Raw genomic sequence first — 25,268 nt, forward strand, 5'->3', positions numbered from 1 at the left:
TCCCCTTATCCAGGAGTTGAAATTGAAGTCTCGCCTGCTCGCCGGAACGGCCGCGGTCGCTTTGGCGATTGTGGGAGCCCTCCTCATCGTCTTCTACGCCCAGGGCGCCGACCAACGGGCACTGGCTTCCACGCAACCCAAGGACGTCCTGGTTGTCAAGGCCGCCATACCGGCCGGTACTCCCGTCGATAACATGGCCGGCTCGCTGGTCTTGGAAAAAATGCCAGCCGCCGGCGTTTCAGAAACCGCTCTGAGCAGCCTCGACAGCAAGGCGGGCACCGTCACCTCGGTTGACTTGGTGCCTGGGGAGCAGCTTCTGGCCGAGCGGCTTGTCGCCCCCGATGAAGCCAAGGCAGAAGGCAGCGCGAAGGTTCCCACCGGCATGCAGGAAGTCTCCTTCCAGCTCGAACCGCAGCGCGTCGTGGGTGGCCGAATCGAAGCCGGTGACCATATAGGCATCGGGTTCAGCTTCACCGCCGGCGCAGACAAGGCCAAGACTGGTGAGGCCACCACCCAGCTCACCCTCCGCAAAGTCCTGGTCACCGCCATCCAGCGTGCCCCACAACCGGCTGCCACAGCCAAACCGACAGACGGAACCGATCCGCAGGATACGACTCTCCCGGAGGGTTCGCTCATGGTCACCGTCGCCGTCAACGACATCGATGCCACCAAGATCATCTACTCGTCCAACAATGGCGACCTTTGGCTCACCAAGGAACCCCTCGACGCGCAAGACAACGGCGGTTTTATCGCCAGGAAAGACACGGTGTACAAGTGAGCCGCTTCGTCCTGCTCTCCCCCAACGGAGACTTTGACCAGAAGCTGCGCGCCGCCGTCGCCAACGGCCTCCGTGGCTCCGTCCAGACCATCGCTTCTGACATCCTCCCGGCCGGCCCGCACGAACTCTTCGCCCTCCTCAACCAGGAACAGCCCGAAGTCCTCATCATCGGACCGGACGTGCCCTACGAGGAAGCACTGCGCTTCGCCAAGGTCTTCGACGTCCAGGTCCCAGGCCTCAGCCTGGTGCTGGTCAGCGACGTTGATCCCGCGCATCTCCTCAACGCCATGCGCGCCGGCATCGGGGACATCCTTAGCCCGCAGGCGGACGCCGCAGAAATCCGGGTGCTGCTTGAACGGGCCTGCCAGTCCTTCGCCACCCGGCACCGCGGCCCCGAAAGCAACCAGGAAACCAACGGCAAGGGCCTGGTGATCGGAGTCTTCTCCCCCAAGGGCGGCGTCGGCAAAACCACGCTGGCCACGAATATCGCCATCGGCCTGGGGCAGATCGCGCCCATGAGCGTCGTCATCGTTGACCTGGACCTCCAGTTCGGCGACGTCGCATCTGGCCTCTACCTCAACCCGCAGCACACCGTTACCGATGCCGTCACGCCCGCAGCCGCCCAGGACTCCCTGGTCCTCAAGGCCTTCCTGACCGTGCACCCGGCCGGCATTTACGCTCTGTGCGCTCCCCCCAACCCGGTGGATGCGGACCACATCACCCCGGAACAGGTCAGCCGCCTGGTTGAACAGCTGTCCCACGAATTCCAGTACGTGGTTCTGGACACCGCCCCCGGCATGCCCGAAATCGGTCTCGCCGCCATGGAGCAATGCACCGACGTGGTCTGGGTCAGCGCCATGGACATCCCCAGCCTGCGCGGCCTCCGCTCCGGCCTCGAGGTGCTCCGCCAGCTCGAGATCATGCCCGAATCACGCCACGTTGTCCTGAACATGGCGGACCCCAAGGCCGGGCTGAACGTCCGCGACGTCGAATCCACCATCGGCGCGCCCGTGGACGTCAGCGTCCCCCGGTCCCGCGCCGTGGCACTGTCCACCAACCGCGGCATCCCCGTCCTGCAGGAATCCAAAAAGGACCCCGCCGTCAAAAGCCTCCGCCAGCTCGTGGAACGGTTCAACCCGGCATGGCGTGCCCAGGCCCAGCGCAAACTTCACCGAAGGGTGGTCATCTGATGAAGCTCTCCGAACGGATCAGCGCTGTCCAGGACCGCGCCCAGGCGACCGGCAGCAACGTTGCCGTGCTCGAGCCGCCGCGTCCCGCCGTCGTGCCCCCCTCTCAAGACGGCGGGGTGCGGCACCTTCCTGCCCAGCAGGCTCCCGTCACGCCAACGTACGACGCCGGCACCCCCTCAGTGCCCACCTCACCGAAGGTGGATGTCTTCGCAGCCATGAAGGACAGGGCAGCCACCGCTCTGTTCGAGCGAATGGGAACGCGCTTCAACGACGCAGCCGTCACCGAGCAGGAACTCCGGGCCACCGCCAAAGAGGAACTGACCCGTATCATCGACGCCGAGCAAGTACCCCTCTCTCCAGAGGAACGCACGCGGCTGGTCCGCGACGTCGCGGACGACGTGCTGGGCTACGGCCCCCTCCAGCGCCTGCTGGACGATCCCGCCGTCACGGAAATCATGGTCAACCGGATGGACCAGATCTACGTGGAGCGCAAAGGCAAACTCACTCTCACTGAATCCCGCTTCAGCTCCGAGGAGCACCTGCGCAAGGTCATCGAGCGCATCGTCTCGAAAGTGGGCCGCCGCATTGATGAGTCCTCTCCTCTCGTGGACGCGCGGCTCGAGGACGGCTCCCGTGTAAACGCCGTGATCCCGCCGCTGGCTGTCGGCGGCTCCTCGCTGACTATCCGAAAGTTCAGCAAGACACCGTTGACGGTCCAGAACCTCATCGACTTCGGAACCCTGACCCCGGAGATGGCCGAGCTGCTCAACGCCTGCGTCAAAGCCAAGCTCAACATCATCGTCTCCGGCGGTACCGGCACCGGCAAGACCACCCTGCTCAACGTGCTGTCCTCCTTCCTCCCGTCCGACGAACGGATCGTCACCATCGAGGACGCCGTGGAACTCCAGATCCAGCAGCAGCACGTGGTCCGTCTCGAAAGCAGGCCGCCGAACACCGAAGGGAAGGGCGAAGTGACCATCCGCGAGCTGCTGCGCAACTCCCTGCGTATGAGGCCGGACCGGATCGTGGTGGGTGAGGTCCGTGGCGGGGAATCGCTGGACATGCTCCAGGCCATGAACACCGGCCACGACGGCTCCTTGTCCACCGTGCACTCCAACTCGCCCCGCGACGCCGTTGCCCGACTTGAGACGCTGGTGCTGATGGCCGGCATGGACCTGCCGCTGCGGGCCATCCGCGAGCAAATTGCCTCCGCCGTCAACCTTATCGTCCAGATCTCCCGGCTGCGCGACGGCTCCCGCCGAATCACCCACGTCACCGAAGTCCAGGGCATGGAAGGGGACATCGTGACCCTCCAGGACGCCTTTGTGTTCGATTACTCCGCCGGTGTGGATGCCCAAGGCCGCTTCCTGGGCAAGCCCGTTGCCACTGGAATCCGGCCGCGCTTCATCGACCGATTCGAGGACCTCGGGATCCATGTCTCCCCCGGCGTCTTCGCCGGCCCCCAAAATCCCGCACACCAAATTCCCGGAAGATAGGCACGGCCGTGATCCTCGCTGTTGGAGCAGTCATCCTGCTGCTCGCCGTCACCCTCCTAGGCGTGGCCGCGCTCCTGCCCAGCACTCCGGACGTGCCGCTGGACCGCCGCCGTCCGTTCGAACCCGAGCCGCCGTCGTCGATCTCCCGCTTGGCTCTCTCCGGCGTACGGTCCTTTGAACGCCTCCTGCAGGGTAGGAACGTCCGCCTCTTCTCCCCGACCGAACTCGAAAACGCCGGGCTGCGCCTGAGCCAGGCCGAGTTTTTCCTGCTGGTGGGGATCGGGGCCTGTGTGGGAATGCTGGTGGGTGTCGTCACTGTGGGACCGCTGATGGGAATCCTCCTGGCCCTGCTCGCACCCTTCGTGGGGAAGCTGGTCCTGGGATTCCTGGCCGGAAAACGCCGTGCCGCGTTCGACAGCCAGCTGGGCGATACCCTCCAGCTCCTCTCCGGCGGCCTGCGTGCCGGCCACAGCATCCTGCGCGCCATCGACGCAGCCGGCGCCGAGTCGCAGAAGCCCACGTCGGAGGAGATGCGGCGGGTGATCACCGAAACCAGCCTCGGCCGTGACCTGCTGGCTGCGCTCAACGACACGGCGGACCGGATGAAGAACGAGGACTTTATCTGGATTTCCCAAGCGATCCAGATCAACCGCGAGGTAGGCGGCAACCTGGCAGACGTCTTGGACCAGGTAAACGAAACCATCCGCGAGCGCGCTGAAATCAAGGGACACATCAAGGCTTTGGCGGCGGAGGGCAAGTTCTCCGCCTACATCCTCATCGCCATGCCGTTCGGCATTGTGGCCATGCTCCTGTCCGTGAGCCCGAACTACATGAACTCCATGTTCACCCATCCCCTGGGCTGGGTGATGATCGGTGCATCATTCGTCCTTATGACCATTGGCGCGCTCTGGATGCGCAAGATCATCGACCTGAAGTTCTGAGGATGCCATGAACCTGATAGTTCTCCTCTCCGTCCTGCTGGTCTGCGTCCCCGTCGGTGCGCTGGCTTGGTCGGTCCTGACGTTGGACAAGCAGGGCCGTGTGGCGGTCAACGATCTGCTGTCCCGCGGCGCCATTCCCCTGGCTGCCGCTCCGGCTGGTAAGCCCGGCCTACTCGAAGGCATCGGCCGCCGGCTCACCCCGCCCGCCTATGTCGCTTTCCTGGACCGGCTGCTGGGGCTGGCCGGTCGGCCTGCCTCCATGCCCCTGGGAAAGGTACTCGGGTCTAAGCTCGGCATCGGCCTGGCCGGGGTGACCGCAGGCCTCTACCTGAGTTCTGTGGGAAGCAGTCCCATGATGAAACTGGCAGGGCTGTTCCTGCTCTTCCTGGGCTATTTCATCCCCGACCTCCTCCTCTACAGCAAGGGGAAGGAACGGCAGAAAATCATCCAGCTGGAACTGGCCAACACCCTTGACCAGATGCTGATCTCCGTGGAGGCCGGCTTGGGATTCGAAGGCGCGATGGCTCGCGCCGGGGACAACGGCAAGGGACCGTTGGCCGAGGAACTTGTCCGCACGCTGCAGGACATGCAGGTGGGCCGCAGCCGCCGGGAATCCTACCTCGCCCTAGCCGAGAGGACCAATATTCCAGAGCTGCGGAGCTTTGTGCAGGCCGTGGTTCAGGCGGACACTTACGGCATCGCGATCAGCCGGGTGTTGCGGGTCCAGGCCAAAGTCATGCGGGTAAAGCGCCGCCAGCGAGCCGAAGAGAAAGCGATGAAACTTCCTGTGATGATCTTGTTTCCGCTGTTGTTCTTCATTTTCCCGGTCCTCTTCATTGCAATTCTGGGACCGGCTGTCATCAACACCGTCATGACATTCAGCGGACAATAGGAACCCAAAAGTCTCGGTGCAAGGATCGCTCAAGGTTTACACAGGATCACCCGAAATAGGACAACCATCTAACTCCAGGAAGTAGCCTTGAAGAATGCAAAGTCCAGATCCCGGCTCCAGCGGCAGGAGCGCAGCAGCGGAACCACCGCGGCCCGGGATCACAGCGTCAGCCAAATCCGCAATCTCACAGGAAGCGGCCGGACTCTTGCCGCTCGTTGACGCCGCCGTCCTCGAGGAGCTGGAAGACGAACTGGCAGGCTCCGGCCTCGCGCAGCGCTTCGCCCGTGACTACGCCGCCATGTGGGACCAGCGTTGCGCCCGGCTTGCGGCCGCTGTACACAGCCACGACATGGACTCAGCCCTGGACGCCGCCATCAGCCTCAAAATCAGTTCCGCCATGGTGGGCGGGGTCCGCCTGGCCAGACTGGCGGAGCTCTTGGAGACGCTGATCCGGCAAGGTGACTTCGGCCAGGGCCAGGCATTGATGGAGCGGGTTGCCCAGGACGGCGGCCAGACGGTCTCCGAGCTGCAGGCCACCTACATCCTCAAGAACGGCTGACGCGCTTCACCCGGCGCCCTGCAAGAACAAGTCAACCCTGCGAGGCATCCTGTCTGCTGGGCGCCAACCTGTAGCCCACGCCGCGTACCGTCTGCAGCCAACGAGGTGCGATGGGGTCCTCTTTCAGCTTGCGCCGCAGGTTGCCGATGTGAACCTCGACAGCCCTCTCGTCCGCCTCGCTGATGTAAGTGTCGTCGTCATAGAAATCCCCGCGGACCGCCCGGACAAGGTCCGTCCTGGTACAAACTGCCCCGCCGCCCTTCAGGAGCACGTGGAGCAGGTCAAACTCACTGCGCGTGAGGCCCAGCGGTTCCCCATTAACCTCCACGGTACGGGTCCGGTGGTTCAGTTCCAGCCCGTTGTGCTGCAGCACCGCCCCGTCCTCAGGCCGGGCTGCCGTTGCGGGCGCCACTCCCCAGCCAGCCAACGCAGGCTGGTGCCCGGTGATCTCATGCCTCGGCCTGCGCATCATTGCCGACACCCGGGCGCGCAACTCACGCGGCCGGAAGGGCTTGGCGATGTAATCGTCAGCGCCGGCGTTGAGGGCGGACAGCAAGTCCGGCTCGTCTGTGCGGCCCGTGAGCATCACTACATATGCATTACTGAAATTGCGGATCCGCCGCAGGACTTCGAGGCCATCGATGTCCGGCAGCCCGATGTCCAGCGTCACCACGTTGGCCTGCTTGCTGCGGACCACTTCGACGCCGGCCCGCCCGTCAACTGCGGTATGCACCTCAAAGCCCGCCTGGCTTAACACCCCTTCAAGGAGGTTCCGCACATCGGCGTCGTCTTCAATAACTACAGCCACACCAAGATCGTCCATTGATATCCCTGCGCCAGGCGGTTATGGCCCCCCATTAGCCCAGCGCCAATGCCATACCCGCTCCAACCCTTTATACGCTACTAGTAAGCCGGGCTGATGACACCTGGTTCAACATTGCATTTTAAAAGTCAATTATCATGACAGGGAATGTAGATCACGAGTCAGAGAGGACGTGTGCCAGGGTGCCCTACAGGAATCTGGATGCACCTGCGCCGGGAATCTTTTTAATGGCCCCGCTGGACCCGGGCAGGATTCATGGCTGAGCACCTTTTTGCGCGCAGGTCCGCCCGGATCTTCCAGCGCCTCGGCCCGCGTTCCCAGGTTGCCCTGTGCCAACTGCCCCTCACCCTGATCGTGGCCGGGCTGGCCATTGCTACGCCGTTTGCCTGGCCCGCCCTGCTGCACAGCCCGCTCTATATCGCCGGGCTCATTCTTTCGTTCGCGCTCTTCCTCGGTTGCCTCTTAGTCCCCTGGGAACGGCTCGCGCACCGCCCCTACCTGCTGATTCCCGTCCTTGACTTCGTGGCGATCGGGCTTCTCCGCAATGGCGCCGCACCCCTTCTCCCCGGTCTGGCGGTTCTGGCAGTATTCCCGGTCATCTGGCTCTCCGCCTCCGGAAGGCTCACCCGCAGCAGCCTGGTCCTCAGTTTCTTCGGGCCCATGTTCATCATGGTCCCCCCAGTGGCAGGACGGTTCCCCAACCTGACGGCTTCGGACGTCACAGGAGTGTTCCTCTTTCCCCTCATGACGCTGGCGGTCTCCCTCGCCATCCGGTTCGCCACCATGAATGTCCGGCTCCAGCAGCGCGAACTGGCGGAGAAGGACAGGGAACTCCGCGAACTGCTGCGCGAGAGCAGGGAACGGGAAAAACTCCTGGAGACGGTACTGGACGCCACCGACGTCGGAATTGCCGCCGTCGACCGATCCGGCCGCTTCCTGGTGTCTAACAGCAGGCAACGGAACTTCCGCCAGGCCACGCATGCCGATGATGCCTTTCCCGGACAGGGGCACCAGCTGGTCTTCGGCCAGGACCGGCGCACCCTGCTGCCGCCGGAGAAGCGTCCCATCAGCCGGGCCATCGCCGGCGAATCCTTCGCCGACTATCTAGTGTGGGCCGGGGAGGGACCTGAACAACGCGCGATGTCCACCGCAGCGCGGCCGCTGGTCAGCGAGGACGGCCAGCTCACCGGCGCGGTGGTGGTTTACAGTGACGTGACCGGCTGGGTGGAGGCTCTGGCGACCAACCAGGAACTCGTCTCCAACGTGACCCACGAGTTCAAGACCCCGCTGAACTCCATCATCGGCAACGTCGATCTGGTGCTCGACGACGTCGCCGTCCTGCCCCCGCAAGTGGCCCAGCGCCTGCTGGTGGTGCAACGGAACGCCGAGCGGCTGATGGCCCTCGTCGCAGACCTGTCCACCTCGGCGTCTGCTGCCTTGAACGTGCACCCCAAGCGGACGGACCTGGCCAGCCTGGTGGAGACCAGCATCGGGTCCGCCCGGGCGCAGGCCGAGCTGGCGCACATCCAGCTTTCGGCGGATGTTCCCTCACCCCTGTGGGCCTACGCGGACCCGCTCCGGATCGGGCAGGCGCTGGACAATCTGGTGTCGAATGCCATCAAGTATTCGCCCGACGGCGGGAACGTCAGCATCAGCGCGCACACCACCAACGATTGGGTGCAGCTCAGCGTCAGCGACACCGGGATGGGCATCAGCGGTGAGGACAGGGAGCGGATCTTCAAGCGCTTTTTCCGGACCGAGTCCGCCAAGGAGGCGGCGATCGGCGGCGCCGGGCTGGGCCTGTCCATCACCAAGATGATTGTGGAACGCCACGGCGGGCAGATCACGTGTGTCAGCGGCGAAGGACGCGGCAGCACGTTCACCCTGACCCTGCCGGCCGAGGGCCCCCCGCCCTCGTTCTAGGCTGGGCCCACGCCCGCAGGGTTCCCTGGCCAGGAGCCGCTCCGGCGAGGGCCCCGTCCCGAGCTGCGAGGGCAGGGCGCCGGATGGAGCGTGCGAGGTTAAGGTGCGGGTGGGGACTAGTACTCCCGCAGCGCCCGGGTGAGCTCGGCTCGGGCCAGGAGCTCGTCGTCGGACGGGTAGGCCACTTCCTCCAGCACCAGCGGGTGCGGCGCTGCCAGCACGGACTTGGCGTCACGCTTCCTGGCCTGCAACCGCTCGTACAGCCAGCCGGGCTCCTCCACGCCCTCCCCCACGTACAGGGCGGAACCGATCAGGGCGCGCACCATGTTGTGGCAGAAGGCATCAGCCTGGACGGTGGCCACAATAACGCCGTCTTCAGCGCGGGCAAACTCGAAACGTTGCAGCTCCCGGATGGTGGTGGCGCCCTCCCGCGGCTTGCAGAAGGAGAGGAAGTTTTGCAGCCCCAGCAGCTTCGCGGCGCCCTCGTTCAGCAGGGACACGTCCAGGGGGTTCTTGTGCCACAGCGTCCAGTAACGGCCCAGCGGGTCCCAGAGCGCGGGGCCATCCGCGATGCGGTAGCTGTAACGCCGCCAGAGCGCGGAGAACCGGGCGTCGAAACCCTCAGGCGCCAGCGAGATCCGGGAGACCTCCACGGCACCGGTGAGCTCTCCGAGGATACGGCTCAAGGCGCCGCGGATCCTGCGGAGCATGGCGACGGCGGGATCGAGCTCGTGCCCACGCGGCAGGCCCAGCCACTCGGCTTCCGTGAGGTCCAGATGCACCACCTGACCCCGCGCGTGGACTCCGGCGTCGGTCCGGCCGGCGACCGTCACGCGGATCGGGCGCCGGACCAACAGCTCCAGGGCCTCCTCCAGGACGCCCTGGACCGTCCGCAGTCCTGGCTGCAGTGCCCACCCGTTGAAGGGGCCGCCGTCGTACGAAACATCAAACCGGACACGCAAAAACCCGCCGCCCCCAGTAACGGGAGCCGCGGGTTTTTGGTGGTTCATAGACATAAGTCTATGCGAAGAAAATCAGCGAATTACTTCGCGTCCTTTTCCTCAGCAACAGGTGCTTCGGGAGCTTCCTCAGCGGCCGGAGCCTCTTCGGTTGCAGTTTCCTCGGCCGGAGCCTCAGCAACTTCAGCCTCTGCAGCTTCGGTCTCAACAACCTCAGCCTCGGGAGCTTCCTCGGCAGCCGGAGCAGCCTTCTCGGCGTCGCGCTTGGCAGCGGAGGTAGCCTCAGCGACTACAGCCTGCTTGGCGGAAACCGGCTCGAGAACCAGTTCGATGACAGCCATGGGAGCGTTGTCGCCCTTGCGGTTGCCGATCTTGGTGATGCGGGTGTAGCCGCCGTCGCGGTTCTCCACTGCCTGGGCAATGTCGGTGAACAGCTCGTGGACGACGCCCTTGTTGCTGATCAGGCCCAGGACGCGGCGGCGGGAAGCCAGGTCGCCGCGCTTGGCGAAGGTCACCAGTCGCTCTGCGTACGGCTTCAGGCGCTTGGCCTTGGTCACCGTGGTGGTGATCCGCTTGTGCTCGAACAGGGATGCTGCCAGGTTCGCGAGCATGAGGCGCTCGTGAGCCGGGCCGCCTCCGAGGCGCGGACCCTTAGTGGGGGTAGGCATAATTGTTTCTCCTCATGTGGAAGCCGTGGGCCGCACACCATGGTGCGGCCCGGCGGCCAAGGTCTGGTTTAGAGTTCGTCGTCGCCGAAGGCGGCGTCGTCCTCTTCGATTGCTGCGGCGCGTGCTGCGAGGTCAAAACCGGGAGGCGAGTCCTTGAGGGACAGGCCCAGTTCAACCAGCTTTGCCTTGACCTCGTCAATGGACTTGGCACCGAAGTTGCGGATGTCCATCAGGTCAGCCTCGGAGCGGGCAACGAGTTCACCCACGGTGTGGATGCCCTCACGCTTGAGGCAGTTGTAGGAACGGACGGTGAGGTCCAGATCCTCGATCGGCAGTGCCATGTCGGCTGCCAGGGCAGCGTCGGTGGGCGACGGGCCGATCTCGATACCTTCAGCTGCGGTGTTCAGCTCACGTGCCAGACCGAAGAGCTCCACCAGGGTGGTGCCTGCGGAAGCAACAGCATCGCGCGGGGCGATGGCCTGCTTGGTCTCAACGTCGACAATCAGCTTGTCGAAGTCGGTGCGCTGCTCAACACGGGTTGCTTCCACGCGGAAAGTAACCTTCAGCACCGGCGAGTAGATGGAGTCGACCGGGATACGGCCGATCTCTGCGTCGCCGGACTTGTTCTGAGCTGCCGAAACGTAGCCGCGGCCGCGCTCGATGGTCAGTTCGAGTTCGAACTTGCCCTTCGAGTTCAGCGTGGCGATGTGCAGATCCGGGTTGTGGAATTCGACGCCGGCCGGCGGAGCGATGTCCGCGGCGGTGACGACTCCGGGGCCCTGCTTGCGCAGGTATGCGACAACCGGCTCATCGTGCTCGGAGGAGACCGACAGGCTCTTGATGTTCAGGATGATCTCAGTGACATCTTCCTTGACACCCGGAACCGTGGTGAACTCGTGCAGCACGCCATCGATCCGGATGCTGGTTACAGCGGCACCGGGGATGGAGGAAAGCAGGGTACGGCGGAGGGAGTTTCCGAGGGTGTAGCCGAAGCCCGGTTCCAGCGGTTCAATGATGAAACGCGAACGGTTTTCGGAGACTACCTCTTCGGAGAGGGTGGGGCGCTGTGCAATGAGCACTTAGGTTTCCTTTCGGCGAGCATCCGCTATATGACGCAACACAGGTGGTGGAAATTCGGTCTGAAGACTTAACGCGCTGGGCTTGCCCGGACCATCAGCGGTCCGGGCAAGCTCATAGGCGTCGGAAGCCTTAGACGCGGCGGCGCTTCGGCGGACGGCAGCCGTTGTGGGCAGCGGGGGTGACGTCCTGGATGGAGCCAACCTCGAGGCCTGCGGCCTGCAGCGAGCGGATCGCGGTTTCGCGTCCGGAGCCCGGTCCCTTGACGAAAACGTCAACCTTGCGCATGCCGTGCTCCTGGGCACGCTTTGCAGCAGCTTCGGCAGCCATCTGGGCTGCGAACGGGGTGGACTTGCGCGAGCCCTTGAAGCCAACCTCACCTGAGGAAGCCCAAGAGATAACAGCGCCGCTCGGATCCGTGATGGAAACGATGGTGTTGTTAAAAGTGCTCTTGATGTGCGCCTGGCCAAGCGCGATATTCTTCTTGTCCTTCTTACGCGGCTTGCGAACCGCGCCACGAGTCTTCGGGGGCATTTTTTCTCCTACAGAAAGTTATTGGGGAAGTCCGTTAATCCCGGCGGGGATTTTAACGGGCCTTCTTCTTGCCGGCGACGGTACGCTTCGGGCCCTTGCGGGTACGTGCGTTGGTCTTCGTACGCTGACCGCGTACGGGCAGGCCCTTGCGGTGGCGCAGGCCTTCGTAGCTGCCGATTTCAACCTTGCGGCGGATATCTGCTGCTACTTCGCGGCGAAGGTCACCCTCAACCTTGTAGTTGCCTTCAATGTAGTCACGCAGCTCAACCAGCTGGGCATCAGTCAGGTCCTTGACGCGAACGTCAGCGCTGATCCCAGTGGCAGCCAGGGTTTCGTGTGCACGGGTCTTGCCCACGCCGTAGATGTAAGTAAGCGCAATTTCCAGCCGCTTTTCGCGGGGAATGTCTACGCCAGCGAGACGAGCCATAGTGGCAGTACTCCTTGATAAACCGGAGGTCGTAGGCAGTACACCCGCACGTTCTGTGCGGCCCCAGCCTCCGACCGGGGGTAAGCTGCCCGGGCTCCATACGTCCCAGATCAGCTTGTGCTGCCTTTATTTACTTGCGTGGGTTAGCAACCCAGGAATTCCCGATGAAGGGAATTAGCCCTGGCGCTGCTTGTGGCGCGGGTTCTCGCAGATCACCATGACCCGGCCATTACGGCGGATCACTTTGCACTTTTCGCAGATCTGCTTGACGCTCGGCTTGACCTTCATGGCATTCCTTTGCGTTAACAGTTGGTCAACTGGAGCGGCGTTCAGTTCGCACTGAGGCCGCCCAGCAATTTACTTGTAGCGGTAGACGATACGACCACGGGTGAGGTCGTACGGGCTCAGCTCCACCACTACGCGGTCCTCAGGGAGAATCCTGATGTAGTGCTGACGCATCTTTCCAGAGATGTGTGCCAGAACGATGTGCTTGTTGGTGAGCTCAACGCGAAACATCGCGTTAGGCAGCGCCTCGGTCACAACGCCTTCGATCTCAATGACCCCGTCCTTCTTGGCCATACCCTCCGCTAACTGTTGTTGCCGCAGTCCCGCCGGATTGCACCGGGCATGACCACGAACGTTTTTGTTGGATCGATTGTCAGCTCCAGGACCCAAAAGGGCGCGGCAGTCCAGACAACCAACAGACAACACTACTCTGTCCGGCTGTAAAAGTTAAATCGGCCATAGTAACCTACCGGGTGCCGAACGCACCATAATCCCCGGCCGGAGTACTCACGGCCTCAGCGCTGGCCACGCCGTCGAGGATGGCCAAACGTACGACGTCGGCTGCCGCGCTTTGCAGCGTGATGAGGCTGATCTGCCGCGCAGTTTCGTCAGAGCGGTCGAGTGCCACAGCTTGAGTAGCGAGGCAAAAAACCGTGTCCCCGTCGCCCAGGGTATGGCTCGGATTCAAGGCGCGGGCAATCCCGGCATGCGAGGCAGCGGCGGTGCGCTTGCACTCGGCCACATCCAGAACGGCATTAGTTGCGACCACAACAAGGGTGGTGTTAAGTCCAGGTGCTTCCGGAGCTCCCGGGGTTGGGTCCCTCTGCGCGCTCGGGCGTTCCTCCCCAAGGGCTCCCTCGCCTCGCCAGCTCGGCCAAGGAACCCCGCCGTCGTGGCCCCCGCTGAGACGCGCGCTGCTGGGCCACAGCTCCGCCTGCTCGGTGCCAGCCCGGCCACCAGCTTCATCCCCCACGAATGGGAGCCCCAGCGCGTTAACCACGGCGATTGCCCCGATAACAACACCGTTCTCGAGGGTGATCGAGGCGGTCCCCACTCCGCCTTTGTACGTGCGGGCGATGACTGCGCCGGTTCCGGCGCCCACGTTGCCACGGCCGACGTCGTGACCTTCCTTTTCGGCAGCAGCGGCAACAGTTGCCGCATAGCCCATGTCCGGCGTCGGACGTGCGGAAAAGTCGCCGCCGCGGCCCAGGTCGAAGATCGCAGCCGCCGGGACGATCGGCACCACTCCCCCGGGAACGGCAAATCCCCGGCCGTTTTCTTCGCACCAGCGCTGGGCGCCACCGGCCGAGGCGAGGCCGTACGCGCTGCCACCGGTGAGGACCACGGCGTCAACGGCGCTGACCAGCGTGGTGGGATCTAGGGCGTCCGTCTCATGCGTTGCCGGTCCCCCGCCCTGGACATCAACGGATCCAACGGTGCCAGGTGGTGGCAGGACCACCGTGACCCCGGTGAGCCAGCGGTCGTCGGACTTCTGCACATGCCCAACCCGGATCCCGGCTACATCGGTGATTGCTCCCATGCGCACCATTCTCCCCTGCGACGCGCAGACTCCCCATGGACGCGCAAAATCCCTGGCGCAGCCCATACATGAGCACGCCAGGGATTATCTGTGTCGCCGGAGAATATACGCGTCGAAACTTACGGGATCGGCACCGGGGTGACGCCGAGGGGCACCAGGTGCTCCGCACCGCCGTCGGGCGCTGACAGCACCCAGATGCCCTTCTCGTGGACCGCAACGGAGTGCTCCCACTGGCAGGAGCGCGCACCGTCGGTAGTGATAACGGTCCAGTCGTCCTCCAGCACAGCAGTCTCGATGCTGCCGCGGACCAGCATGGGCTCGATGGCCAGGCACAGGCCGGGCCGGATCTTTGGGCCGCGGTGGCTCGTGCGGTAGTTGAGGACATCCGGCGCCATGTGCATTTCTGAACCGATGCCGTGGCCAACGTAGTCCTCGAGGATGCCCAGCGGCTTGCCGGGAACCGACGAGACGTAGTCGTCGATGGCGGCGCCGATATCGCCCACGTGCTTTCCGGCGGCCAGCGCCGCGATCCCGTGCCACAAGGCTGCCCGGGTCACGTCGGAAAGGCGCTGGTCCTCGGGATCAGCGGTGCCCACAATGACTGTCCGCGCCGAGTCGGAGTGCCAGCCGTTGACAATGGCGCCGCCGTCGATCGAGATGATGTCGCCGTCGTTCAGGACGCGGCTGCCGGGGATGCCGTGAACCACCTCTTCGTTGACCGAGGTGCAGATGGTGGCGGGGAACCCGTGGTAGCCGAGGAAGTTGGACTTGGCGCCGGCCTCGTTCAGGACAGCGGCGAAGACGTCGTCCAGGTGCTTGGTGGTGACGCCGGGAACGGCGGCTGCAACAGCGGCATCAAGCGCACGGCTCAGGACCAGGCCCGCCTCGTGCATGGTGCGCATCTGGGCGTTGGTCTTGTATTCAATGCGGGGCTGGCCAAAGGCCATGGTGCTTCCTTTCAAATGGCTGAGGCTCCTCCCGTGTACCGGGAGGAGCCTCGGAAAAACTTGCCTGGATCAGGCTGCCTGGGCGGCCTTGATGGCCTGCATCACGCGGTCCGTCACTTCATCAATGGGGCCGATGCCGTCCACCTGGGTGAGGATGCCGCGCTCGGCATACTTGGCCACCACTGCTTCGGTCTGCTCGTGGTACAGGTCAAGGCGGTGGCGGATGACGGCTTCATTGTCGTCGCTCCGGCCCGTTTCCTTGGCCCGGCCCAGCAGCCGGTGCACCAGTTCTTCGTCGTCGGCCGTGAGCTGCAGGACCACGTCCAGCTTCTCCTGGTCCTTGGCGAGGATCTCATCAAGGTAGTCCACCTGTGCTGTGGTGCGGGGGTACCCGTCCAGCAGGAAGCCGTTCTCGACGTCGGACTCGCTCAGGCGGTCACGCACCATCTTGTTGGTGACGCTGTCCGGAACGAAGTCGCCGTTGTCCATGTACTTCTTGGCTTCGATGCCAAGCGGGGTCTCACCCTTCACATTGGCCCGGAAGATATCGCCGGTGGAGATGGCCACAACGCCGAGGCGCTCTGAAATCCGCTCCGCCTGCGTTCCTTTTCCGGAACCGGGAGGTCCAATAATCAGCATTCTCGTCATCGCAAAAGCCCTTCGTAGTGACGTTGTTGTAGCTGCGCATCAATTTGCTTGACGGTCTCCAGGCCAACGCCCACCATGATCAGGATCGAGGTGCCACCGAACGGGAAGTTCTGGTTTGCGTTGATCAGTACCAGTGCCACCAGCGGAATCAGCGCCACGAAGCCCAGGTACAGGGCACCGGGGAGCGTGATCCGGGAAAGCACGTACTGCAGGTAGTCAGCGGTCGGTTTACCGGCGCGGATACCTGGGATGAAGCCGCCGTACTTCTTCATGTTGTCGGAGACTTCTTCAGGGTTGAAGGTGATCGCGACGTAGAAGTAGGTAAAGAAAACTATCAGGATGAAGTAGATCGCCATGTAGATCGGGTGGTCACCGCGGGTCAGGTTGTTGTTGATCCATTCAACCCACGGCTGGAGCTGCTCGCCCGGCTTTGGCTGGTTGAACTGGGAGATCAGTCCAGGCAGGTAAAGCATCGAGGAAGCAAAAATGACGGGGATGACGCCGGCCATGTTGACCTTGATGGGGATGTACGTGCTGGTACCTCCCACGGTGCGGCGGCCGATCATCCGTTTCGCGTACTGCACCGGGATGCGGCGCTGCGATTGCTCAACGAAGACCACCAGGGCCACTGTCAACAGGCCCACTGCCAGGACAATGAAGAACGTTCCCGGGCCCTGCGAAGTCCAGATGGCACCCAGCGAGGTGGGGAACTGGGCTGCGATCGAGGTGAAGATGAGCAGGGACATACCGTTGCCCACACCCTTCTCGGTGACGAGCTCGCCCATCCACATGATCAGGCCGGTGCCGGCTGTAAGGGTGATGATGATCAGGATGGTGGTGATCACGCTGGTGTCAGGGATGATCGGCAGGTTGCAGCCGGGAAGGAGCTGACCGGAACGCGCCAGGGATACCAGCGTGGTGGCGTTGAGGAGGCCCAGGGCAATAGTGAGGTACCGGGTGTACTGGGTCAGCTTCGACTGCCCGGACGCGCCCTCTTCGTAGAGCTCCTGGAACCGGGGAATAACCACCCGGAGCAGCTGGACGATGATGCTGGCCGTAATGTACGGCATGATGCCCAGCGCGAAGATGGACACCTGGAGCAACGCGCCGCCGCTGAACAGGTTAACGAGCTGGTACAGGCCACCTGCGGTCTGACCGTTCTGCAAGCATTGCTGGACATTCTGGTAGTTCACACCGGGCGAGGGAATGAAAGCACCCAAGCGGAAGATGGTGATGATTCCCAGCGTGAACAACAACTTGCGTCGCAGATCAGGCGTGCGAAAGGCCCGGCCAAATGCGCTAAGCAAGCGTCCTCCTGGTGATGTGGATAAAAGTGTGTGATGGGGATCTAAGAATCCCAACAACCGAGTCTAACGGTTGGATGCGCCATGCGAACAATCCGGGCAAGGCTGCATGCGCCCGGTGGCGGGAAAAATACGTCCGATGGATGTGAAAAACTCCCGGTACCGGGGCCTGGGCCCCGGTACCGGGAGTTCAACAACGGGCTTTCACCCACCAGCTCTAGAGAGCGGTGGTGCTTCCGCCTGCTGCAGCAATCTTTTCAGCGGCGCTGGCCGAGAATGCGTGGGCGGTGACGTCAACCTTGACGGTGATGTCGCCGGTGCCCAGCACCTTGACGGGCTGGTTCTTGCGAACGGCGCCCTTTTCGACCAGGTTCTCGACGGTGACTGAGCCACCTTCCGGGAACAGCTCGTTGAGCTTGTCCAGGTTCACAACCTGGAACTCAACGCGGAACGGGTTCTTGAAGCCGCGCAGCTTGGGCAGGCGCATGTGCAGCGGCAACTGGCCGCCGGCAAAGCCAGCCTTGATCTGGTAGCGGGCTGCAGTACCCTTCGTACCGCGACCGGCGGTCTTACCCTTGGATGCTTCACCACGACCAACACGGGTCTTGGCGGTCTTTGCACCCGGGGCGGGACGCAGGTGGTGAACCTTCAGTGCGCTCTGCTTCTCAGCAGCGGCGCTCTGAGCCTTTTCAGGAGTGTTCTCTGCCATTGTTACTTCGCCTCCTCTACCTGTACCAGGTGCGGAACCGTGTTGAGCATTCCAACGGTTACGGCGTCGGCGGTGCGGACAACGGTGTGTCCGATCCGCTTCAGGCCGAGGGACCGCAGGGTGTCGCGCTGGTTCTGCTTGCCGCCAATGGCGGACTTGATCTGAGTGATCTCCAACTGGGCGTCGGAGGGAATCAGGTTCTTTGCCATAACTAGACACCTGCCTTCGGGCTCAGGAGTGCCTTCACCAGTGCCGCCGGAGCGATCTCGTCGAGGGGCAGGCCGCGGCGTGCTGCCACTGCTGCCGGCTCTTCGAGGCGCTTGAGGGCATCAACGGTCGCGTGAACGATGTTGATGGCGTTGGAGGAACCGAGCGACTTGGAGAGGATGTCGTGGATGCCCACGCACTCCAGTACTGCACGGACCGGGCCACCGGCGATAACACCGGTACCGGCGGAAGCCGGACGCAGCATAACGACGCCTGCGGCGGCTTCACCCTGAACGCGGTGCGGGATGGTGTTGCCAACGCGGGGAACGCGGAAGAAGGACTTCTTGGCCTCTTCAACGCCCTTTGCGATTGCGGCAGGAACTTCCTTAGCCTTGCCGTAGCCAACGCCGACCATACCGTTGCCGTCACCGACGACGACCAGGGCGGTGAAGCTGAAGCGACGACCACCCTTGACCACCTTGGAGACGCGGTTGATGGTGACAACACGCTCTACGAACTGGCTCTTCTCGGCTTCGCGGCCGCCGTCGCGGCCACCACGGCCACCACGGTCGCCGCGGCCCTGGCCACGGTCGCCACGCTCGCCGCGACGAGCGCCGCCACGGCGGTCGTCGGCAGCTGCGGGGGCAGTGGTCTCAGCGGCAGCTACGTTTTCAGTAGCCTTCTGATCTGCAGACACAGTGTCCTTTTCCTTGTTTGCTTCCGTCACAGTGACAGCCCACCTTCACGTGCACCGTCAGCGACGGCGGCGATCCGGCCGTGGTATTTGTTACCACCGCGGTCGAAGACAACAGCTTCGATACCGGCAGCCTTGGCACGCTCTGCGACGAGTTCGCCAACGCGCTTGGCCTTGGCAGTCTTGTCGCCGTCGAATGCACGAAGGTCGGCTTCCAGAGTGGAGGCGCTCGCTACGGTCAGGCCCTTGGTGTCATCGACAACCTGGACGAATACGTGGCGTGCGGAGCGGTTGACGACCAGGCGAGGACGTGCAGCCGTACCGGAGATGCGCTTACGGATACGAAGCTGGCGGCGGCTGCGCGAAGCAGACTTGCTCTTGTTCGTACGCTTCTTGTTAATTGAGATGGCCATGGTTACTTACCAGCCTTTCCGACCTTGCGGCGGATGACTTCGCCGGCGTAACGGATGCCCTTGCCCTTGTAGGGGTCCGGTTTCCGCAGCTTGCGAATGTTGGCAGCAACCTCGCCGACCTGCTGCTTGTTGATACCTGAAACAGAGAGCTTGGTCGGGGTCTCAACTGCAAAGGTGATGCCCTCCGGTGCGGAGACATTGACCGGGTGGCTGAAACCGAGAGCGAACTCAAGGTCAGATCCCTTGGCCTGAACGCGGTAACCGGTACCGACGATTTCAAGCTTCTTCTCGTAGCCCTTGGTAACGCCCTCGATCATGTTGGAGATCAGGGTGCGGGTCAGGCCGTGGAGTGAACGGGAGGCGCGCTCGTCGTTCGGGCGGGCGACAGTCAGGGTGTCTGCATCCAGGGTGACCTCGATCGGGCTGGCCACAGTGTGGTTCAGCTCGCCTTTGGATCCCTTGATGCTGACGACAGAGCCGTCAACCTTGACCTCAACGCCGGCAGGAACGGTGATGGGGAGACGTCCAATACGTGACATTATTCTCTTCCTTTCCCGTTACCAGACGTAAGCGAGGACTTCGCCGCCCACGCCCTTCTTGCCGGCCTGCTTATCAGTCAGGAGGCCGGAAGAGGTGGACAGGATTGCGACACCCAGGCCACCCAGCACGTGCGGCAGGTTGGTGGACTTTGCGTAAACGCGCAGACCGGGCTTGGAAATACGGCGAACACCAGCGATTGAACGCTCGCGGTTCGGTCCGAACTTGAGCTCGATGGTCAGCTTCTTGCCAACCTCAGCGTCTTCTTCCTTCCAGCCGGCGATGAAGCCTTCTGCCTTCAGGATGTCAGCAACGCGTGCCTTGAGCTTGCTGTACGGCATGGACACGGAATCGTGGTATGCCGAGTTTGCATTGCGCAGACGCGTGAGCATGTCTGCGACAGGATCTGTCATTGTCATTGTGGGCTCTTGCCCTTCCTCATAACGGTTTCCGCGGTCCCGCACCCACAGGTGGGAGCCGTACCGCCGGACCTTTTACGTAGTTAGATTAGTCTTCGGCCTTGAACGGGAAACCAAGCGCCTTGAGCAGCGCGCGGCCTTCGTCATCGGTCTTGGCAGTGGTGACGACCGTGATATCCATACCGCGGGTGCGGTCGATCTTGTCCTGGTCGATTTCGTGGAACATAACCTGCTCGGTCAGACCGAAGGTGTAGTTGCCGTTACCGTCGAACTGCTTGCCGGAGAGACCACGGAAGTCCCTGATACGGGGCAGCGCAAGGGTGACCAGGCGGTCCAGGAATTCCCACATGCGGTCGCCACGCAGGGTAGCGTGCGCACCGATGGGCATGCCTTCGCGCAGCTTGAACTGTGCGATCGACTTGCGGGCCTTGGTTACCTGCGGCTTCTGGCCGGTGATCTGGGTGAGGTCGCGGACAGCGCCGTCGATCAGCTTGGAGTCCTTGGCGGCATCTCCAACACCCATGTTCACAACGACCTTCACCAGGCGGGGAACCTGGTTGACGTTTTCGTACTTGAATTCCTCAATGAGCGTGCTCTTGATGGAATCGGCGTACTTGGTCTTCAGACGAGGAACGATCTTCGTTGCCGGAGTCTCGAGAGTCTCAGTCATTAGATGTCCTTCCCTGAGCTCTTGGCCACGCGGATGCGCACTTCGCGCTGCTTGCCGTTGCGCTCAACGGTTTCAGTGCGGAAGCCGACGCGGGTGGGCTTCTTGGTGGAGGGGTCTACCAGAGCCACGTTGGAGATGTGGATCGGAGCTTCAACAACCTCGATGCCACCGGTCTTGGTGCCGCGCTGCGACTGACCGACCTTGGTGTGCTTGGTGACGCGGTTGATGCCTTCAACCAACACGCGGTTGGTGTCGGTGAACACGCGCAGGACCTTGCCCTGCTTGCCGCGGTCGCCGCCGCGCTCAGCCTTGGCGCCAGTGATGACCTGAACGAGGTCACCCTTCTTGATCTTTGCAGCCATGGACTAGAGCACCTCCGGAGCCAGAGAAACGATCTTCATGAACTTCTTGTCACGCAGTTCACGACCAACCGGTCCGAAGATACGGGTACCGCGGGGGTCACCGTCGCCCTTCAGGATCACAGCTGCGTTCTCGTCAAACTTGATGTAGGAACCATCCGCACGGCGGCGTTCCTTCTTGGTACGGACGATGACTGCCTTGACAACATCGCCCTTCTTTACGTTGCCGCCCGGGATTGCATCCTTGACGGTGGCGACAATGACGTCACCGATGCCTGCGTAGCGACGACCGGATCCACCGAGAACGCGAATGGTAAGGATTTCCTTAGCACCCGTGTTGTCGGCGACCTTGAGCCGCGACTCCTGCTGAATCACTATTTACTCCTTGCGTCGCGCCGGTTCTCAGACCGAAAAACTTCCTACGGAATGAGCCTTGCGGAACGGTTGATCGGGGTGTCTCTTGACCTGCCTGGATTTTGCCAGACCAGGCCTAAACGCCCGTGCCAGAAGCAGTTGCTCCCATCCGGTCCAGGACTGGTCCTGGGCGCAAGGGGGCACTATGCCGTGGCACGCTTGTTTACGAGTTTGATGACGGCGCGCGAAAGGCGCCATACAAACTCAATATCCTAGCACGCTTTCCTCCCATCCCCATATCACCGGCTGGGGCTCCCCCGCAAGACGGACGACGGCGTCACCCACGGCAGCCTATTGGCCCGCCCTGGCTGCCGCTCCCCCGGGAAGCCGTGTCGCCGCCGTCGTACGTTCCCGAGGCTTAAACGAGGAAGCCCCCGCTCTCCGAAGGGAGCAGGGGCTTCAGGCTAGGCAGCAGGTGCTACTTGGCCTTCTCGAGGATTTCCACGAGCCGCCAGTTCTTGGTGGCGGACAGCGGACGGGTCTCGGCGATGACAACGAGGTCGCCGATGCCGGCGGTGTTGTTCTCATCGTGTGCCTTGACCTTGGAGGTACGGCGGATGACCTTGCCGTACAGTGCGTGCTTCACGCGGTCTTCAACCTGGACAACGATGGTCTTTTCCATCTTGTCCGAGACCACATAGCCGCGACGCGTCTTGCGGTAACCGCGCTGCTCAGCCGTGGCTGCGGTAGCAGTTTCGGTCACGTTCTGGTCCTTTTCACTCACTTGGCATCCTCCTCGGTCTCAACCGTCTCAGCCTTCTCGGCCTTCTTGGTTGCAGCCTTCTTGGACTTCTTCTCTTCTTTGGCTTCCACAACAGGTGCGGCAACCTCAGCACGAATGCCCAGCTCGCGCTCACGGAGAACGGTGTAGATGCGGGCGATGTCCTTCTTTACCGCGCGCAGCCGACCGTGGTTCTCCAGCTGTCCGGTGGCGGACTGGAAACGCAGGTTGAACAGCTCTTCCTTGGCCTTGCGGAGTTCTTCAACGAGACGCTCGTTGTCGAAACCGTCCAGCTGTGCGGGAGCCAGATCCTTGGATCCTACTGCCATTTCTATTCACCACCTTCGCGACGCAGAATGCGTGCCTTCAACGGGAGCTTGTGGATTGCCAGGCGCAGTGCCTCGCGTGCTACCGATTCTTCGACGCCGGAGATCTCGAAGAGAACCCGGCCCGGCTTGACGTTTGCGACCCACCATTCCGGTGAACCCTTACCGGAACCCATGCGGGTTTCGGCAGGCTTCTTGGTGAGGGGGCGGTCCGGGTAGATGTTGATCCAGACCTTGCCGCCACGCTTGATGTGGCGGGTCATCGCGATACGGGCGGACTCGATCTGACGGTTGGTGACGTATGCCGGGCTCAGGGCCTGGATGCCGTACTCACCGAAAGTGACCTTGGTGCCGCCGGTAGCAGCGCCGGAACGACCCGGGTGGTGCTGCTTACGGTGCTTGACTCGACGTGGGATAAGCATTTAAGCCTGTCCTCCTTCTGCTGCGGGAGCAGCAGCTTCAGCTGCCGGAGCCTCTGCAGCAGGAGCTGCGTCAGCGGCCGGACGGTCGTTGCGACGGCGGCGGTCACCACGGTCAGCGCCACCCGGGCGGCCCGGACGGTCGCCTGCGCGGCCTCCACGGGACGGGGCGGAAGCGGCCTGCTGGGCCAGTTCCTTGGCGGTGACGTCACCCTTGTAGATCCATACCTTCACACCGATGCGGCCGAAGGTGGTCTTGGCTTCGTAGAAGCCGTAGTCGATGTTCGCGCGGAGGGTGTGCAGGGGCACACGGCCTTCGCGGTAGAACTCCGAGCGGGACATTTCAGCGCCACCCAGTCGACCCGAGCAGGCGATACGGATGCCCTTGGCACCTGCACGCTGCGCGGACTGCATGGCCTTCTTCATCGCGCGGCGGAATGCCACACGTGAAGTCAGCTGCTCAGCAACGCCCTGGGCAACAAGCTGCGCTTCCATCTCGGGGTTCTTGACCTCGAGGATGTTCAGCTGGACCTGCTTGCCGGTGAGCTTTTCGAGCTCGCCGCGGATGCGGTCTGCTTCTGCTCCACGGCGGCCGATGACGATGCCCGGGCGGGCCGTGTGGATGTCCACGCGGACACGGTCACGGGTGCGCTCGATCTCGACCTTGGCGATACCGGCGCGCTCCATGCCCGTGGACATGAGCTGGCGGATGCGGATGTCTTCGCGAACGAAGTCCTTGTACCGCTGGCCGGCCTTGGTGCTGTCAGCGAACCAGTGCGATACGTGATCGGTGGTGATGCCGAGTCGGAACCCGTGCGGGTTTACTTTCTGTCCCACTTAGCGAGCCTCCTCTTTCTCCGGGGTAGCGACTACCACGGTGATGTGGCTGGTGCGCTTCTTGATCTGAAATGCACGACCCTGGGCACGCGGCTGGAACCGCTTCATGGTCGGGCCTTCATCAACAAACGCTTCGCTGATGATGAGGTCGCCTTCGTCAAACGCCAGGCCGTCGCGGTCTGCGAGGACCCGGGCGTTGGAGATTGCCGACTGAACTACCTTGAATACCGGCTCCGAAGCTGCCTGCGGGGCAAACTTCAGAATTGCCAGAGCCTCATTCGCTTGCAAACCACGAACAAGGTTGACGACGCGCCGGGCCTTCATAGGCGTTACGCGGATGTGGCGCGCAATTGCCTTGGCTTCCATTGCTTTCCTTCTCTCGTCTTTGACGTAAGTGCAGGCGCCTAGCGGCGCTTGCCCTTACGGTCGTCCTTGACATGGCCGCGGAATGTCCGCGTGGGAGCGAATTCGCCGAGCTTGTGCCCGACCATCGACTCAGTGACAAACACCGGGATGTGCTTGCGTCCGTCGTGTACGGCGATCGTGTGCCCGAGCATGTCGGGGATGATCATCGAACGGCGGGACCAGGTCTTGATGACGTTCTTGGTGCCCTTTTCGTTTTCCCTGGCTACCTTCACAAAGAGGTGCTGGTCAACGAAAGGACCTTTTTTCAGGCTGCGTGGCATGTGTCCAGGCTCCTATCGCTTGTTCTTGCCAGTACGACGGCGACGCACAATAAGCTTGTCGCTCTCTTTGTTGGGGCGGCGCGTGCGGCCTTCCCGCTTACCGTTCGGGTTGACGGGGTTACGTCCACCGGACGTCTTACCCTCGCCACCACCGTGCGGGTGGTCAACCGGGTTCATGGCGACACCACGGACGGTCGGGCGGACGCCCTTCCAGCGCATACGGCCGGCCTTGCCCCAGTTGATGTTCGACTGCTCGGCGTTGCCCACCTCGCCGACGGTTGCGCGGCAGCGCACGTCAACGTTGCGGATTTCACCGGAGGGCAGACGCAGCTGGGCGAAGCGGCCTTCCTTGGCGACGAGCTGGATCGATGCACCGGCGGAGCGGCCCATCTTGGCGCCGCCACCCGGACGCAGTTCAACTGCGTGGATAACGGTACCCACGGGGATGTTGCGCAGGGGCAGGTTGTTGCCAGGCTTGATGTCAGCGTTGGCACCTGCCTCTACGAAGTCACCCTGGGACAGCTTGTTCGGGGCGATGATGTAACGCTTGGTGCCATCAACGTAGTGCAGGAGGGCGATGCGAGCCGTACGGTTCGGATCGTACTCAATTTCAGCAACGCGGGCGTCAACGCCGTCCTTGTCGTGGCGACGGAAGTCGATCAGACGGTACTGGCGCTTGTGTCCGCCACCCTTGTGACGGGTGGTGATCTTACCGGTGTTGTTACGGCCGCCCTTTTTGGGCAGCGGACGTACCAACGACTTTTCCGGCGTTGACCGCGTGATTTCGATGAAGTCCGCTACGCTCGAGCCGCGACGGCCCGGGGTAGTCGGCTTGTATTTACGGATTCCCATAATTTATTTCCTCG

Annotated in this window: 35 protein-coding genes; 7 read left to right on the forward strand and 28 right to left on the reverse strand. The window is 62.9% G+C overall.

Features of this window, described 5'->3' with window-relative positions:
- The first annotated feature begins 22 nt into the window (after nucleotides 1-22).
- From cpaB to AC5RVY_RS01225, 6 genes are all read left to right on the forward strand, one after another.
- Complete coding sequence (gene cpaB, locus AC5RVY_RS01200; RefSeq protein WP_493952894.1) at nucleotides 23-778, forward strand: Flp pilus assembly protein CpaB; 756 nt, start codon at nucleotides 23-25, stop codon at nucleotides 776-778.
- The gene (locus tag AC5RVY_RS01205) at nucleotides 775-1,968 is read left to right on the forward strand and encodes a CpaE/TadZ family protein (protein WP_493952895.1); all 1,194 of its coding nucleotides are present in this window, start codon (nucleotides 775-777) and stop codon (nucleotides 1,966-1,968) included. Before cpaB ends, AC5RVY_RS01205 begins: the two co-directional genes overlap by 4 nt.
- The gene (locus tag AC5RVY_RS01210; protein WP_493952896.1) at nucleotides 1,968-3,464 is read left to right on the forward strand and encodes a TadA family conjugal transfer-associated ATPase; all 1,497 of its coding nucleotides are present in this window, start codon (nucleotides 1,968-1,970) and stop codon (nucleotides 3,462-3,464) included. Before AC5RVY_RS01205 ends, AC5RVY_RS01210 begins: the two co-directional genes overlap by 1 nt.
- A gap of 8 nt (nucleotides 3,465-3,472) precedes the next feature.
- Nucleotides 3,473-4,405: a type II secretion system F family protein gene (locus AC5RVY_RS01215; protein WP_493952897.1), complete on the forward strand. Its 933-nt coding sequence runs from the start codon at nucleotides 3,473-3,475 to the stop codon at nucleotides 4,403-4,405.
- 7 nt (nucleotides 4,406-4,412) lie between these two features.
- Nucleotides 4,413-5,297, forward strand: coding sequence for a type II secretion system F family protein (locus tag AC5RVY_RS01220; RefSeq protein WP_493952898.1), 885 nt, complete (start codon nucleotides 4,413-4,415; stop codon nucleotides 5,295-5,297).
- A 94-nt stretch (nucleotides 5,298-5,391) separates the two neighbouring features.
- Nucleotides 5,392-5,856 (forward strand): Hpt domain-containing protein, encoded by a 465-nt coding sequence (locus AC5RVY_RS01225; RefSeq protein ID WP_493952899.1) that lies wholly within the window; start codon nucleotides 5,392-5,394, stop codon nucleotides 5,854-5,856.
- 31 nt (nucleotides 5,857-5,887) lie between these two features.
- Here AC5RVY_RS01225 and AC5RVY_RS01230 read toward each other — a convergent pair whose 3' ends face one another.
- A complete protein-coding gene (locus AC5RVY_RS01230) occupies nucleotides 5,888-6,679 on the reverse strand; it encodes a response regulator transcription factor (protein WP_493952900.1) in 792 nt (263 codons plus the stop codon).
- 255 nt (nucleotides 6,680-6,934) lie between these two features.
- Between AC5RVY_RS01230 and AC5RVY_RS01235 the strand changes: the two genes are divergently transcribed.
- Nucleotides 6,935-8,602 carry a sensor histidine kinase gene (locus tag AC5RVY_RS01235; protein WP_493952901.1) on the forward strand — a complete coding sequence of 556 codons (1,668 nt, stop codon included), beginning with the start codon at nucleotides 6,935-6,937 and terminating at the stop codon, nucleotides 8,600-8,602.
- 116 nt (nucleotides 8,603-8,718) lie between these two features.
- Here the strand turns inward: AC5RVY_RS01235 and AC5RVY_RS01240 are convergent, their stop codons facing one another.
- The 27 genes from AC5RVY_RS01240 to rplB form a co-directional block, all read right to left on the reverse strand.
- Nucleotides 8,719-9,612, reverse strand: a complete 894-nt coding sequence (locus tag AC5RVY_RS01240) for a tRNA pseudouridine synthase A (RefSeq protein ID WP_493952902.1) — start codon at nucleotides 9,610-9,612, stop codon at nucleotides 8,719-8,721.
- 32 nt (nucleotides 9,613-9,644) lie between these two features.
- Entirely contained in the window at nucleotides 9,645-10,229 is a 585-nt protein-coding gene (gene rplQ / locus AC5RVY_RS01245; protein ID WP_493952903.1) for a 50S ribosomal protein L17, read from the reverse strand.
- Nucleotides 10,230-10,297: 68 nt separating this feature from the next.
- A complete protein-coding gene (locus tag AC5RVY_RS01250; RefSeq protein ID WP_013601812.1) occupies nucleotides 10,298-11,308 on the reverse strand; it encodes a DNA-directed RNA polymerase subunit alpha in 1,011 nt (336 codons plus the stop codon).
- Between the two features lie 130 nt (nucleotides 11,309-11,438).
- Nucleotides 11,439-11,840 (reverse strand): 30S ribosomal protein S11, encoded by a 402-nt coding sequence (gene rpsK, locus AC5RVY_RS01255; protein WP_018760435.1) that lies wholly within the window; start codon nucleotides 11,838-11,840, stop codon nucleotides 11,439-11,441.
- A 52-nt stretch (nucleotides 11,841-11,892) separates the two neighbouring features.
- Entirely contained in the window at nucleotides 11,893-12,267 is a 375-nt protein-coding gene (gene rpsM / locus AC5RVY_RS01260) for a 30S ribosomal protein S13 (RefSeq protein WP_003803743.1), read from the reverse strand.
- 174 nt (nucleotides 12,268-12,441) lie between these two features.
- Entirely contained in the window at nucleotides 12,442-12,555 is a 114-nt protein-coding gene (gene rpmJ / locus AC5RVY_RS01265; RefSeq protein WP_009358722.1) for a 50S ribosomal protein L36, read from the reverse strand.
- Nucleotides 12,556-12,624: 69 nt separating this feature from the next.
- Nucleotides 12,625-12,846 (reverse strand): translation initiation factor IF-1, encoded by a 222-nt coding sequence (gene infA, locus AC5RVY_RS01270; RefSeq protein WP_009358723.1) that lies wholly within the window; start codon nucleotides 12,844-12,846, stop codon nucleotides 12,625-12,627.
- A gap of 172 nt (nucleotides 12,847-13,018) precedes the next feature.
- A complete protein-coding gene (locus AC5RVY_RS01275) occupies nucleotides 13,019-14,092 on the reverse strand; it encodes a P1 family peptidase (protein WP_493952904.1) in 1,074 nt (357 codons plus the stop codon).
- Nucleotides 14,093-14,211: 119 nt separating this feature from the next.
- Nucleotides 14,212-15,039, reverse strand: a complete 828-nt coding sequence (gene map, locus AC5RVY_RS01280) for a type I methionyl aminopeptidase (RefSeq protein WP_493952905.1) — start codon at nucleotides 15,037-15,039, stop codon at nucleotides 14,212-14,214.
- Nucleotides 15,040-15,108: 69 nt separating this feature from the next.
- Nucleotides 15,109-15,678: an adenylate kinase gene (locus AC5RVY_RS01285; protein ID WP_493952906.1), complete on the reverse strand. Its 570-nt coding sequence runs from the start codon at nucleotides 15,676-15,678 to the stop codon at nucleotides 15,109-15,111.
- A gap of 5 nt (nucleotides 15,679-15,683) precedes the next feature.
- Entirely contained in the window at nucleotides 15,684-16,994 is a 1,311-nt protein-coding gene (secY, locus tag AC5RVY_RS01290; RefSeq protein ID WP_493952907.1) for a preprotein translocase subunit SecY, read from the reverse strand.
- Nucleotides 16,995-17,208: 214 nt separating this feature from the next.
- Entirely contained in the window at nucleotides 17,209-17,700 is a 492-nt protein-coding gene (gene rplO / locus AC5RVY_RS01295; RefSeq protein WP_493952908.1) for a 50S ribosomal protein L15, read from the reverse strand.
- A 2-nt stretch (nucleotides 17,701-17,702) separates the two neighbouring features.
- Nucleotides 17,703-17,909 carry a 50S ribosomal protein L30 gene (gene rpmD, locus AC5RVY_RS01300; RefSeq protein ID WP_142038794.1) on the reverse strand — a complete coding sequence of 69 codons (207 nt, stop codon included), beginning with the start codon at nucleotides 17,907-17,909 and terminating at the stop codon, nucleotides 17,703-17,705.
- Nucleotides 17,910-17,911: 2 nt separating this feature from the next.
- Nucleotides 17,912-18,634, reverse strand: a complete 723-nt coding sequence (rpsE, locus tag AC5RVY_RS01305; protein WP_493952909.1) for a 30S ribosomal protein S5 — start codon at nucleotides 18,632-18,634, stop codon at nucleotides 17,912-17,914.
- Complete coding sequence (gene rplR / locus AC5RVY_RS01310; protein ID WP_493952910.1) at nucleotides 18,631-19,014, reverse strand: 50S ribosomal protein L18; 384 nt, start codon at nucleotides 19,012-19,014, stop codon at nucleotides 18,631-18,633. The genes rpsE and rplR overlap by 4 nt, the downstream gene beginning before the upstream one ends.
- A gap of 2 nt (nucleotides 19,015-19,016) precedes the next feature.
- Entirely contained in the window at nucleotides 19,017-19,553 is a 537-nt protein-coding gene (gene rplF, locus AC5RVY_RS01315; RefSeq protein ID WP_493952911.1) for a 50S ribosomal protein L6, read from the reverse strand.
- Nucleotides 19,554-19,571: 18 nt separating this feature from the next.
- Nucleotides 19,572-19,970 (reverse strand): 30S ribosomal protein S8, encoded by a 399-nt coding sequence (gene rpsH, locus AC5RVY_RS01320; protein WP_050054318.1) that lies wholly within the window; start codon nucleotides 19,968-19,970, stop codon nucleotides 19,572-19,574.
- An 88-nt stretch (nucleotides 19,971-20,058) separates the two neighbouring features.
- Nucleotides 20,059-20,640 (reverse strand): 50S ribosomal protein L5, encoded by a 582-nt coding sequence (gene rplE, locus AC5RVY_RS01325; protein ID WP_493952912.1) that lies wholly within the window; start codon nucleotides 20,638-20,640, stop codon nucleotides 20,059-20,061.
- Nucleotides 20,640-21,002, reverse strand: a complete 363-nt coding sequence (gene rplX / locus AC5RVY_RS01330; protein ID WP_013601824.1) for a 50S ribosomal protein L24 — start codon at nucleotides 21,000-21,002, stop codon at nucleotides 20,640-20,642. Before rplX ends, rplE begins: the two co-directional genes overlap by 1 nt.
- A gap of 3 nt (nucleotides 21,003-21,005) precedes the next feature.
- Nucleotides 21,006-21,374 (reverse strand): 50S ribosomal protein L14, encoded by a 369-nt coding sequence (gene rplN, locus AC5RVY_RS01335; protein WP_009358299.1) that lies wholly within the window; start codon nucleotides 21,372-21,374, stop codon nucleotides 21,006-21,008.
- 457 nt (nucleotides 21,375-21,831) lie between these two features.
- Complete coding sequence (gene rpsQ / locus AC5RVY_RS01340; RefSeq protein ID WP_009358300.1) at nucleotides 21,832-22,137, reverse strand: 30S ribosomal protein S17; 306 nt, start codon at nucleotides 22,135-22,137, stop codon at nucleotides 21,832-21,834.
- On the reverse strand, nucleotides 22,134-22,463 hold the full coding sequence (gene rpmC / locus AC5RVY_RS01345) for a 50S ribosomal protein L29 (RefSeq protein ID WP_018760452.1): 330 nt from the start codon (nucleotides 22,461-22,463) through the stop codon (nucleotides 22,134-22,136). The genes rpsQ and rpmC overlap by 4 nt, the downstream gene beginning before the upstream one ends.
- Nucleotides 22,464-22,465: 2 nt before the next feature.
- Nucleotides 22,466-22,882: a 50S ribosomal protein L16 gene (gene rplP / locus AC5RVY_RS01350; protein WP_050054315.1), complete on the reverse strand. Its 417-nt coding sequence runs from the start codon at nucleotides 22,880-22,882 to the stop codon at nucleotides 22,466-22,468.
- Nucleotides 22,883-23,716: a 30S ribosomal protein S3 gene (gene rpsC, locus AC5RVY_RS01355; RefSeq protein ID WP_493952913.1), complete on the reverse strand. Its 834-nt coding sequence runs from the start codon at nucleotides 23,714-23,716 to the stop codon at nucleotides 22,883-22,885. It lies immediately after the preceding gene.
- On the reverse strand, nucleotides 23,717-24,082 hold the full coding sequence (gene rplV / locus AC5RVY_RS01360; protein WP_461172065.1) for a 50S ribosomal protein L22: 366 nt from the start codon (nucleotides 24,080-24,082) through the stop codon (nucleotides 23,717-23,719).
- A gap of 38 nt (nucleotides 24,083-24,120) precedes the next feature.
- Nucleotides 24,121-24,402, reverse strand: a complete 282-nt coding sequence (gene rpsS, locus AC5RVY_RS01365; RefSeq protein WP_003803803.1) for a 30S ribosomal protein S19 — start codon at nucleotides 24,400-24,402, stop codon at nucleotides 24,121-24,123.
- A gap of 12 nt (nucleotides 24,403-24,414) precedes the next feature.
- Nucleotides 24,415-25,254 carry a 50S ribosomal protein L2 gene (gene rplB / locus AC5RVY_RS01370; RefSeq protein WP_043454598.1) on the reverse strand — a complete coding sequence of 280 codons (840 nt, stop codon included), beginning with the start codon at nucleotides 25,252-25,254 and terminating at the stop codon, nucleotides 24,415-24,417.
- Nucleotides 25,255-25,268: the final 14 nt, after the last annotated feature.

Source organism: Arthrobacter sp. Ha26, from assembly GCF_059091705.1.